Here is an 11,963-nt window from a genome sequence, read left to right as displayed (position 1 = left end):
ATAGTGCATATACTTACAATCAATCTGTTTTTTGCTTATAATAGGGAAGTCAGATTCTTTCTGAAAAAAGTAGCCACAAAGTGAGCGATTGCGATTGAAAAAATTATTATATGTTATTTTCTTTGTTGTTTTTATAGTCATTTTTTTGTACGTAAACAATCACTGGCTAGTCATAAGTAAACATGAGTTTGAATCAGAAAAAGTGCCTGCCAGCTTTGATGGGCTACGCATTGTACAAGTATCGGATTTACATGATGCCCTCTTTGGTGACAATCAACAAAAACTGATTGCTAAGGTTAAGGATACAAATCCTGACTATATTTTTATCACAGGTGATGTGATAGATAGCAATCGCTACGATTTAAAGCAAAGTCTACAGGCAGTGAAAGGGCTAGCTGAAATAGCGGATGTTTATTATGTACTGGGAAACCATGAAGTAGCGACAAATAAGGTTAATGAAATTTATGAGGCGCTGTCATCGTTAGGGGTACATATAATGGCCAATGAATCGACCGTGTTAGAGCGCGACGGGGAGCGCTTGGCGATTGTTGGAATTGAGGATCCGTTAATGGGTAGATCAACAGAAGATATGTTGGACATGGCAACAGCTTATTTACCAGACGATATGTTTAAGCTGTTACTAGCACACCGACCTGAAATGTTTACTACGTATGTAAGTTATCACATAGATTTAGTATTTTCAGGACATGCGCATGGTGGGCAAGTTCGTATTCCTGGGCTTGGTGGGCTTGTTGCGCCAGGACAGGGACTATTTCCAAAATATACAGCCGGTGTCTACGAAGCTGAGGCGACCAAAATGGTGGTTAGCCGAGGGTTAGGCAATAGTTCAGTACCATATCGCATGTTTAATCTCCCAGAAATTATTGTGATGGATTTGAAGAAAAAATAAGCACTGCGTTAAATTTACGCAGTGCTTTCAATTTGTTTACGTTCTATACGTTTGACAAGATAGATGCTTATTTCATACAAAATAATCATAGGTATTAAGACGAGTAGCTGACTTATAAAATCAGGTGGGGTTATGATAGCGGAGCCTACGCCCATTGCAATATAAGACCAGCCTCGTATTTTTTTCATGGATTCAGCAGTCAGTACACCAATGGCTGATAAGAATAGGGCGACAATCGGTAATTCGAATAATAAACCAAGTGGTACAGTGGTCATGATTAAAAAATGCATATATTCACTTGCTGATACCATGACATCGAAATTGGTAGCTCCTATGCTTACTAAAAATGAATAGCTAAGTGGGTTTACGACAAAATAGCCGAAAGCTATACCCAATAAGAAAAGGACTAGCATAATTGGTGAATAGAGACCTAAAAATCGACTTTCCTCTTCCTTTAACCCTGGTTTTACAAAGCTCCACAGAAAATGAACGAGAAAAGGCATTGAAAGACCAAATGCTAAAGTAGTTGAAATCGTCATATAAAATTTCACAACCTCAAGTGGTCCTAAAATAATTAGAGAATGACCTCGAGTTACAAAGGGAAACCAAATATTTATAGTAGAAAAGACAATAATAAAAAATAAAATAAAAACGGTTAGCCCTTTTATGATTTGCTTACGTAGTTCAGAAAGATGTTCCAATAATGAGTGAATAGGTATTAATGGTTCATTTGCTACATAACCCTGTTCAACTGTTACCGTTGGAATTTCAACTAAAGCCTCCACAGTTATAGAAGGCTCAGCTTGTGGTTTATCAAGAGGGCTTAAATATTTTCTTTTTCCGTCTTCATATGGATCCATAGGAAACCCTCCTACGAAGCGTCAGATTTTTTTTCGACCTTTTTCACGGGATCATCATCATCGTCCATAAGCCCCTTAGTAGACTTTTTAAATTCTGCAAAAGTTTTTCCAACTGCTCCACCGATTTCTGGCAATTTTTTCGGACCAAATACAATTAACACAATGACTAAAATAATGATTAATCCAGGTACTCCAATTGCTCCAAGACCTCCCATAAGTCTTGCCTCCTTTACAATTAATTTTTCATTAAAAAATTACACTAAAGACCCGCCTGATTGACTATATTTAATAACCCCTTCTGCACAACGATAAGCAAGTGCTCCTAACGTACCTGTTGGATTGTAACCACTGTTGTGTGCAAAGTTCCCAGCACTTACCGCAAAAAGATTATCAACATTCCAATGCTGTAGGTAATTATTAACGACACCTTGCTCTGGTGATAAGCTCATTACAGTCCCACCAGTGTTATGCGTTGTTTGATAAGGTACGATATTGTAATCGGTAATTTCAGCGTTAGGGACAATCGTTTTTGCACCCATTTCCTTCATAATGTCTGCAGCACGTGCAGAAATATATTTATGAAGTGCACGATCCTGCGCGGTAAAGTTGTATGTTAATTGAGTTAATGGTAGCCCGTAAGCATCCTTGTAGGTAGGATCCAGTGATATATAGTTTTCCCTATGTGGCATAGACGCACCTTGCGCCCCAATCCCGAATGAGCGTGTATAGTAATAAATAGATTGTTTTTTAAATTCGGGTCCCCAAGTAGGTGTATCTGGTGGTGTTGGATTGGAGCCGATTGGTCGGGTACCTGTTTGTGTGAGGGCGATATTACCACCATGAATAAAATCTAAATCACTGTGGTCAAAATTATCACCATTGTAGTCGTCTATACACATACCTAAAGAACCTGCACCCATAAAAGTGTTGTATTGTTCATCGAAGAATCCAGCAGCACCAGGTAAGATTTGATAGCAATAGTTTTTGCCAAGTGTTCCTTTACCAGTAGTAGGATCATATCTTTCACCTATATCAGAGACCATTAATAGCTTGGCATTATTAAAGACATAACTAGTTAATACGACAGCATTAGCAGGCTGAATAAATTCCTCCCCAGATACGGTATCGATATATCTTACACCGGTAACCTTATTGCCCTGCTTTAAAATTTCCACAACGTTCGAATTAAAGCGTAAATCAAAATTACCTGTCTTTAATGCAGTAGGGACTACCGTAATCTCTGCAGAAGATTTTGCGCCATATTCGCAACCAAAACGTTCACAGAACCCACAATATTGACAAGCATTTATCGTTTCACCATCAGGATTTTTATAAACCTCTGATACGTTGGCAGATGGCACCATAAAAGGTGTTAGCTTTAAATTATTTGCGGCTTTTTCAAATTGTGCAAGCATCGGTGTTTTTTTCATAGGTGGTGTTGGATAAGGGTTTGAACGCTTACCACTAAATGTATTTTTATCATCACCTGAAATACCTGCGGTTTTTTCAAATTTGTCGAAATAGGGCTCTAATTGATCGTATGTTAAACCCCAATCCTGAATAAGATAATCTGGTCCAAGCTTGTTTGGTCCATAACGTTTGTCTGTTAAAGTTTTTATTTGAAAATCATAGGGTAAAAATCGATATGTCATACCATTCCAGTGTGTTCCTGATCCTCCTAGACCCTCTCCGAGTAAAAAGGAGCCAAGCTGACGCATTGGCAATGCCTTCATATTTCGATCATTACGAAAACTTACCGTTTCTTTGGATAGATTTTGCATTAAATCATATCGAATGGCATAACGGTATTCATCATGGACATTTAAATAATCTTCAGTACCACGCTTTTGTCCACGCTCTAAACCGACAACCTTTAAGCCGGCTTTGGCACATTCAGCAGCAACAATACCGCCTGTCCAACCTACACCAACTGTTACAACGTCTACACTTGGCAATGTTTTAGCCATGTTCTCCCCCCTAATGACCGCCTAGTGGATTAGGCTCAATTTTTTGGAACTTCGAATCTTCTATTTGCGTAATAAAAGCCATTTGGTGGCCAGGGAATCCCTTCATACGCCAGCCATCCATATTACGATTTCCCCCATACATTGGGTCAGAATAGGCCCCCTCTAATGTAGCGGCACGTAATAATATAAAGAAGAATGCAGATGTTACCCCAACCATTTCTATTTCACCCTTTTGAAAAGTTGTTAAAATCTCATCCATTTGTTTACCGTCTAAATCGTTAAAGCTCTTTTTATAACGCTTTTGAGCCTCGTCATCTATTTTTTGAATGCCCTGCCTGAAAATTTCTGCACGTGTTAAACGACTTTGATAGCCTTGTGTAGGGGCACCCACGTCAAATGGTCCTTGCATATATTCTTTAGAGTTACTTCCATAATTTCCTGCTAGTTGATGATCGATAAAGTAAGGAACATCCAAGCCTATAGCACCTGGTCCCAAATCGTCTTCTGGGAAAATACGTTCTGTGGCCTTTGATAGGATACTAAAATCTCTTTCATTTCTGAAAAACATCTTAGCCTTTGGTGAACCAGTAGCTTCATTCGTAGTGCCATGCTTATCATGCTCCAGAGTAGCAGTTCCTTTACCATTGATGTTATAGCCTACTAGACCACCAATTAATCCGCCACCAACTAATGTACCAGCGGCAATACCTGTTGTTTTTAAAAAGTCTCGACGAGAAACATTGTTTTTCTCTGTGCTCATAGTAATCCTCCCCTCAAAATGTTTTAAACCGATCCTATCTTTATTAATCAGCAAAAAATGTGAATTATAATCAATTCCTGTTGGAAAAAGTTTTAATTTAATCCAATAGTGCTGATGCATTCTGTCTTTCTATAGCAAAGTGTGCCTATGAATTAAAAAAATTGTAGAAAATTGTAAGCACTATAACAATAGTGAAAATGGTATTATTATACATTTATTAATCATATTGGAAAAGTTTTGTTGACTTCTACTTTTAGTGACCTTACTCTGAAGTAAATGCATAAATATCCGAATAACATAGCTAAAAATGGAAGAAGTGAGAAGTAGAGAAATGTGGATAAAAGGTATTGGTGGTAAATTAATTGTTGCAATTATAGCTCTTGTATTTGTGACTTGCGGCACGCTTGGACTATCTACTTGGATAAATAGTACGAATGCAATGAATGAGCAAGTGGAATCCAATTTAGTATCTAGAGCAGGGGATGTTTCACAATACATAGAAGAGCACTTCCAATTAACATTAGTGGAGGTAGAGGCAATAGCAGAGCAAGAGGCAGTTCGTAGTATGGAATTTGAGAAGCAAAAACAATACTTGTCGAAACGACTTGCTAATAATGAAAATTATTTAGGATTTGGCATTATTAAAGCTGATGGAGTTGCTCATTATTTAGATGATACAACAGCTGAATTAGGTGATCGTGATTATGTCAAGGAAGGTTTTACTGGCAAGTCTGTTATGTCTGAAATAACGATTAGCCGTGTAACAGGTGAACCCGTTATTTTAATCGTTTCACCAATTAATACAGTAACAGGTGAAAAAGCTTTATTATTAGCCCGCATTGATGGCTATTATTTATCCAATATTGTAGAAGGTATCAAAGTGGGAGACAGTGGCTACGCATTTATGTTAGACGCCAAAGGAACCATCATTGGGCATAATAATCATGCATATGTAAAGGAGCAAAACAATCCCATTAAAGAAGCTGAAGAAACAGGTATCATGACGGGCAGAGCATTGGCTGCAAAAGAAATGATCGCTAATAATAGCGGCTATTTTTCATTTACAGCAGAGGATGCAGGTACGAACTTAATGGGCTATCATACCCTTAATAATGGTTGGAAAATGGGCGTTATAGCAGTAGAAAACGAGATGTTCTCAGGGCTTTCTAAGCTTAAGACAAACTTTATTGTCACGACCTTCATTGTTTCGATACTAGGTCTATTCATTTCGTTTGCTATTTCACGCTCTGTCAGCAGACCACTTCGTCATGTGCTTCGCATTAGTGAAGGTTTATCAGAAGGTGACTTTACACAAGAGATTCCTGAGAAGTATTTAAAGCGTATTGATGAGATGGGGACAATGGCGCGTGCATTAGATCGTACGACTGCTAATATGCGGGAAATGATTGCGAAAGTGAGCCAGGAAGCAACTGCAGTGAATGAAGCTTCATGTGATTTAATGGGGGATGTAACTGCTGTGACAAAGCATTCCAAGCAAATAGCTGGTGCAATCAATGAAGTAGACAGAGGGGCGCAGAGTCAAACTGTGATGGCAGAGGAAAGTGCATCTGCAATGGAACAAATGGCATTAGGTATACAAAATGTAGCCGAAGTAGCGTCTACAATTGCTTGTAATACAGAATTTATTTCCCAGAAAATTAGTGAAAGCAATGATGCTGTCCATCAATCTATTAATCGCATGAATGAGATTCAGCAAGGTACATCAGCTGAGTTGACGATTATACACAAACTAGAAAAAGAGTCAGAGGAAATTAGCTTAATTTCTAAAATGATTACCGATATTTCTGATCAAACGAATTTATTGGCACTGAATGCTTCTATTGAAGCAGCACGTGCGGGAGATGCTGGTAAAGGATTTGCTGTTGTGGCAGAAGAAGTTCGCAAATTATCAGAGCAAACAGCTGAATCGGCTACAAAAATTAATGTATTAATTGAACGCGTTCAATCCTACACATTAGAAGTAGTAAAAGCAGCTGAATCAGGCGAAGATAATGTAGAGCGTGGGTTAGCGTCTATTGAGGCAGTAGGTGAGCGTTTTGAGGAAATGGTTCGAGCGGTTGGAGAAATAGCTGGTCAAATTGAAGAAATGAATGCTTCAGCTGAACAAATGTCTGCGAATACGGAGGAAGTTTCAGCTTCTATGGAAGAAATGGCAGCAACTGCACATGCAGCAAGTGATTATGTGCATGAGGTAACAGATGCAACAACAGAACAGGTGAAGACAGTAGCAACGATGAACATTCAAACCGAGAAATTATCAGAAATGGCAAAGCGATTATATGGAGCCATTCAAAAATTTAAATATTAAAAAAGAAGGAGCTGTCCAGTGTTGACAGCTCCTTTTTGTAATAAAATTAAGCGTTTTGCAGAGCTACTAGTAGTTCTTCCTTAGACATGGTACATTCTCCGCCACCTTGTACCATTTGATCACTTCCTCCACCCTTACCATTAATAAGAGGCAGTGCCTTTCCAGCAACATCCTTCATGCTTTTAGTAACATTTTTCCCTTTTGCAGCAACGAATTGTAGTTTGCCCTCATTTTCTGAAACAAGTAGGGTCATAATGTCTGCTTGGTCTGTGACAATAATACGAGCTATTTTTTGTAGCTCCTGCATTGTCCGTTGATTAAAAGCAGCAGTTACTACACCTTCACTATTAGCAACAAGTGCTTTGGCTTCATATGTTAGTAACTCCTCTTTCGTAGCTACAAGTGCTTTTTCTGTATTTTTTTGAGCCGATAGAACTTTCGCAAGTGTTGTAGCGGCTTCAATTTCAGGGACGCTTAATTGTCGAGCAACATCAGCTAATACTTTCTTACGCATTGCAAGCTCAATTAAAACACGTTGTCCACAAACAAAAGAGACGCGCACATTGCCCTTCATTTTTTCAGTTCCTAGAATTTTAATGGCACTGACCTGTCCCGTAGAGGTTGGATGCGTTCCTCCGCAGCCGTTGTAGTCAAAATCAGGAATCATCACAAGTCGAATATCTCCTGTCACAGCGACTTCTTTACGAAGGTTATAGTTGACAAGCTCCTCCTCTGTAATCCATGCCGTTTGAATTGGGCGATTTTCTAAAATGATGTCATTCGCTCTTGCTTCTGCCGCTGCAAGCTGTTGTTCTGTCAGAGCATCTACAGCAATATCAATTGTGACTTGCTCACTTCCTAGGTGAAAGCTTACAGTTTGAGCATCAAAAAGCTCCACAAAGGAAGCTGTTAAAATATGTTGACCAGCATGTTGCTGCATATGATCGAATCGTCTTGGCCAATTTAATTTGCCATGTATGACACCATCTAAAGCTGATAGGTCACCTTGAATATAGTGCCGAATTTCATCATCAATTTTCTCAACGTCTATAACCTCAATCGTATTTAATGTCCCTGTGTCATGAGGTTGCCCTCCTCCAGTTGGATAGAATGCGGTATTAGATAGTACAACATAATGATGACCAGCTTCGTCGATTCCTTTGCTGACAATGGTAGCATCAAACTCACGTAACATTACGTCTTGATAATATAATAGTTCTTTCAAGAAATAGCCTCCTTTATGTAGATATACTTAACTATAAAATGAATTCCATTTTATTTTGGCATAATTACTTACAGGTGTATACGGCTTTTCTAGTTGACCCATGCTGAAATTGATTTAATATAAAAAGGAACAGCTAAAGAAAAAGGAGCTAGCATAATGGAAATTACACAATTCTCAATGGAAGAAATTTTAGACCCTACAAATATTATTGAAGGTAAGCGTTATGAATTTATTTTGGATGTAGAAATTGATGAAGAAGATGAGCTATACCACGAATCTGGCATTGAAATTCGTGCACTCATTGGTGAAAAGGGCGAGGAGCCATTCATTTTAAATTACTTCATCATCGAAAAAGCAGAGGGTGAATACTTAGACTTTGCATTAGAAGAAGATGAGCTAGAAGAGATTTTAGTATTTTGTAAAGATGAAATAACGAAAGCATAATAAGTAATAGGTAGAGAGTATATACTCTTTACCTGTTTTTTTATTGAATTAAGGATTATGTAAGTTTGATGAAATATACATGTAGTGTTAGAGGGCTAAACTTAGTTTTAGTGTTCATAAAATCGGGCAATTTAAATAGAGAGGTGCTTATATGTCAACTTACACACAATCCATCTTAATAGCATTTATTATAACTATTATTTTTTCATTTGTACTTTTTATTCCGTGGCTTATTTATACGTATCGCAAATATGGTTACTTATCTATGTCCAAAACTATTATTATGTTGTCATTTATTTTTTACTTTCTATCCGCGTTATGTTTAGTGTTACTGCCATTTCCATCTACAAGAGATACTTGCTCACTGCAATCAGCTAATACAGTCCATACAAACTTACGACTTTTTCAATTTGTCGAAGATATTTTAAAGGACAGTGGAGTTGTTGTAACAAATCCGTCTACTTGGCTTATTGTTACGAAACAGCAAGCATTTTTCCAATCCTTTTTTAATTTCTTACTACTAATGCCGTTTGGTGTTTACTTACGATATTTTCTTAAAGAAAGAAGGTACTGGAAACGTGCATTTCTAATAAGTTTTTTGCTAACATTGTTTTATGAGGTCACACAAAGAACGGGTATATACGGCATTTTTAATTGTGCATACCGCATCTTTGATGTTGATGATTTATTACTAAACAGTGTAGGCGCGTTACTAGGATTCTTCTTAGCACCGATTATTTGGGCATTATTCCCTTCTCATGAAGAGGTTGAGGCTAAAGCTACAGAAATGGAAAAAAAGGATATTGTTAAACCTATTTCTATTTTACTGGCACTAGTCATTGATTTATTTATTGCACAAACGATTTGGCTCATTATTGGTGTTCTGACAGGGTATAGTGGCACTTTCGAATTTTTAGTGAAAATGGTTCTTTACATGATACTCTTTGGTTTGATTCCAAGTATGATGAATGGTGCAACGCTAGGTATGAAAGTGATGCGTTTTACAATGGTCAACAGGAATGGTAAAAGTATTGTAAGGCAATCGTGGCGTCGTTGTGTAGCCATTATCGCAACCGTTTGTCTATCAGATGCCATTGCAACACTTGGTGGCATTCAATTAGATATGGATTCACCATTTTATGTTCTGCAAATTGTCATTTCTCTACTAACTGCATTAGCAGGTTTTGCACTTACAATAATAATAGCTATTCATGTTATTCGTGTCATTGTAAGTGGTGGAAAACGACGTTTGTATATCGATCAATATGCAGATTTAATCGCAACAAGGAAAAAATAAGGGGGCTTGTAGAATGAAATACGTCATCGTTGGGGGAGATGCTGCAGGTATGTCAGCAGCAATGGAAATCTATCGTAATGTACCAGGGGCAGAAATAACTACTTTAGAACGTGGTTTTATTTATTCATATGGGCAATGTGGATTGCCTTATGTTGTAGATGGTCGTATTTCATCAACCAAACGTTTAATTGCAAGAGATGTCGAGACTTTTCGAGATAAGTATGGCATTGATGCAAGAGTTGGCTATGAGGTAGAAAATGTAGATATAGAAAAAAAGATTATTACCGGTACACAAGCAAGTGGCGAATCATTTGAAATTCCCTATGATAAGCTTCTTATTGCAACAGGTGCCAATCCAGTAATACCTGTGAACAAGGGAATCGATCTAGAAGGTATCCACACAGTGAAAACGATTCCTCAACTAGAGGATTTACTATCTGATTTAACATCAAATATAGAACAGGTTACCATTATAGGTGGTGGCTATATTGGTTTAGAAATGGCAGAAACGCTACATGCCTGCGGGAAAAAGGTAAGACTGGTTCAACGAGGCAGCCATGTAGCGCGAATTTTAGATGAAGAGCTTGCTCAACATGTTCATGAGGAAGCAAAGAACAACAATGTGGAGCTGTTATTAAATACAAGTGTGGAAGCATTTGAAGGTAATAAACGGGTTGAACGTGTTATTACAGACAACGGTGTTTATGAGACAGATTTAGTGATTGTAGCTTCAGGTATTAAACCAAATACGCAGTTTCTAAAGGACACAGGGATAGCACTTGCAAAAAATGGAGCTATCATTGTGAATCGACATTTGGAGACTTCTATTGAAAATATCTATGCAGCTGGAGATTGTGCAACCCATTTTAATATTGTGAAAGAGCGTTTAGATTACGTACCTTTGGGAACCACTGCCAATAAGCAAGGTCGTTTAGCTGGCCTTAATATGTCAGGGAAATTTGCACCTTTTAGAGGAATTGTGGGGACTTCTATCTTAAAATTTTTCAATTTAACAATTGCTACGACAGGCATTAATGAGCGCAATGCAAAAGAGCTTGGCTTTGACTATGAGGCATTTAAATTATCAGCGCGCCATATAGCTGGTTATTACCCAGGCGCACAGCGTATGTATATTAAAGTGGTTGTGCGCAAGCGTGATCAGTTGCTATTAGGCGCGCAAATCGTGGGTCCCGCGGGGGTCGATAAGCGTATCGATGTTTTTGCTACGGCATTATATAGTAAAATGACATTACCTGATTTGCTAGATTTAGATTTAGCCTACGCACCGCCATTTAACGGTGTTTGGGATCCTTTGCAGCAGGTGGCAAGAATGAATGGACGTTTATAATAGGAGGTAGAGAAATGAGCATTTATGATATTAACGTAACTTTAGAGGATGGTACTGACTATAGTCTAGAACGTTATAAAGGGAAGCCTATGTTAATCGTCAATACAGCTTCGAAATGTGGCTTTACACCGCAATTTGAGGAGTTAGAAGGTCTCTATGAAAAATATCAGGAAGAAGGCCTTGTTGTACTTGGATTTCCGTCAAATCAATTTAAGCAAGAGCTAGCAACTGCTGAGGAAGCAGCATCGCAGTGTCGACTGACATATGGAGTGACGTTCCCGATGCATGAGATTGTCAAGGTGAATGGTAAGGAAGCCCATCCTATTTTCGATTATCTTACTTCTCACTCCAAAGGATTTTTAGGTAGCAGCGTTAAATGGAACTTTACAAAATTCCTTGTGAATCGCGATGGTGAAGTTGTTGGACGTTACGCATCGGCGGATAAGCCGAGTAGCTTTGAGGATGATATTCAAAAGGTTTTAGCACAATAGATTAGAAGGGTTCATGCACAGTTATTTGTGTATGGATCTTTTTTTATGTCGATAAATTTCAAAAGTTTGGTGAAAAATAAGGATATTATTTTAATAAAAAGCGTGTATTTATCGATAATCAATTATGCCTCAGCATGTTTGCATTCAGAATCTATGATAGCTGTATCTTGATTTAGCAGAAGACTCCTCCCTTTATATAAGGGGAAGTCTTCTGTACCTGACGTTTCTGTTTCGCTCAAAAAACATTTTCTGAACGAATGATTTAAGGTTGTTGTAAGCTTGCGACAAATTTGTTGTAAGTTTGGGGTCGTATACTAAAGTCAGAAAGAAGA

The 11,963-nt window shown here is 38.0% G+C and carries 11 protein-coding genes; 6 read left to right on the top strand and 5 right to left on the bottom strand.

Going from position 1 to position 11,963, the window contains the following annotated elements; translation table 11 throughout:
• Window positions 1-94: 94 nt before the first annotated feature.
• Complete coding sequence (locus GJU32_RS18550; RefSeq protein ID WP_155593412.1) at window positions 95-910, top strand: metallophosphoesterase; 816 nt, start codon at window positions 95-97, stop codon at window positions 908-910.
• 14 nt (window positions 911-924) lie between these two features.
• Here the strand turns inward: GJU32_RS18550 and tatC are convergent, their stop codons facing one another.
• From tatC to GJU32_RS18530, 4 genes are read right to left on the bottom strand one after another with little or no spacing between them, the layout of a single operon-like run.
• Window positions 925-1,770, bottom strand: a complete 846-nt coding sequence (gene tatC / locus GJU32_RS18545; RefSeq protein ID WP_155593411.1) for a twin-arginine translocase subunit TatC — start codon at window positions 1,768-1,770, stop codon at window positions 925-927.
• 11 nt (window positions 1,771-1,781) lie between these two features.
• Window positions 1,782-1,985 carry a twin-arginine translocase TatA/TatE family subunit gene (gene tatA / locus GJU32_RS18540; RefSeq protein ID WP_155593410.1) on the bottom strand — a complete coding sequence of 68 codons (204 nt, stop codon included), beginning with the start codon at window positions 1,983-1,985 and terminating at the stop codon, window positions 1,782-1,784.
• Window positions 1,986-2,024: 39 nt separating this feature from the next.
• Window positions 2,025-3,737 carry a GMC family oxidoreductase gene (locus GJU32_RS18535; RefSeq protein WP_155593409.1) on the bottom strand — a complete coding sequence of 571 codons (1,713 nt, stop codon included), beginning with the start codon at window positions 3,735-3,737 and terminating at the stop codon, window positions 2,025-2,027.
• Window positions 3,738-3,747: 10 nt separating this feature from the next.
• On the bottom strand, window positions 3,748-4,497 hold the full coding sequence (locus tag GJU32_RS18530) for a gluconate 2-dehydrogenase subunit 3 family protein (protein WP_155593408.1): 750 nt from the start codon (window positions 4,495-4,497) through the stop codon (window positions 3,748-3,750).
• 307 nt (window positions 4,498-4,804) lie between these two features.
• On the opposite strand from GJU32_RS18530, the gene GJU32_RS18525 reads away from it, so the two are divergent.
• Window positions 4,805-6,826, top strand: a complete 2,022-nt coding sequence (locus tag GJU32_RS18525; protein ID WP_230875091.1) for a methyl-accepting chemotaxis protein — start codon at window positions 4,805-4,807, stop codon at window positions 6,824-6,826.
• A 46-nt stretch (window positions 6,827-6,872) separates the two neighbouring features.
• Here GJU32_RS18525 and GJU32_RS18520 read toward each other — a convergent pair whose 3' ends face one another.
• Window positions 6,873-8,051 carry an alanyl-tRNA editing protein gene (locus tag GJU32_RS18520; protein WP_155593406.1) on the bottom strand — a complete coding sequence of 393 codons (1,179 nt, stop codon included), beginning with the start codon at window positions 8,049-8,051 and terminating at the stop codon, window positions 6,873-6,875.
• A gap of 156 nt (window positions 8,052-8,207) precedes the next feature.
• Here GJU32_RS18520 and GJU32_RS18515 point away from each other — a divergent pair, with 156 nt between their 5' ends.
• The 4 genes from GJU32_RS18515 (at window position 8,208) to GJU32_RS18500 (ending at window position 11,631) form a co-directional block, all read left to right on the top strand.
• Window positions 8,208-8,495 (top strand): DUF6509 family protein, encoded by a 288-nt coding sequence (locus GJU32_RS18515; RefSeq protein ID WP_155593405.1) that lies wholly within the window; start codon window positions 8,208-8,210, stop codon window positions 8,493-8,495.
• Window positions 8,496-8,646: 151 nt separating this feature from the next.
• The gene (locus GJU32_RS18510; protein ID WP_155593404.1) at window positions 8,647-9,792 is read left to right on the top strand and encodes a VanZ family protein; all 1,146 of its coding nucleotides are present in this window, start codon (window positions 8,647-8,649) and stop codon (window positions 9,790-9,792) included.
• Window positions 9,793-9,805: 13 nt separating this feature from the next.
• Window positions 9,806-11,140, top strand: a complete 1,335-nt coding sequence (locus GJU32_RS18505) for an FAD-dependent oxidoreductase (protein WP_155593403.1) — start codon at window positions 9,806-9,808, stop codon at window positions 11,138-11,140.
• 14 nt (window positions 11,141-11,154) lie between these two features.
• The gene (locus tag GJU32_RS18500; RefSeq protein WP_155593402.1) at window positions 11,155-11,631 is read left to right on the top strand and encodes a glutathione peroxidase; all 477 of its coding nucleotides are present in this window, start codon (window positions 11,155-11,157) and stop codon (window positions 11,629-11,631) included.
• Window positions 11,632-11,963 lie beyond the last annotated feature (332 nt).

This window comes from Lysinibacillus cavernae, assembly GCF_009724685.1.
In the GTDB taxonomy this organism is placed as follows: domain Bacteria; phylum Bacillota; class Bacilli; order Bacillales_A; family Planococcaceae; genus Lysinibacillus; species Lysinibacillus cavernae.
This window is presented reverse-complemented; position numbering and strand designations above follow the sequence as displayed.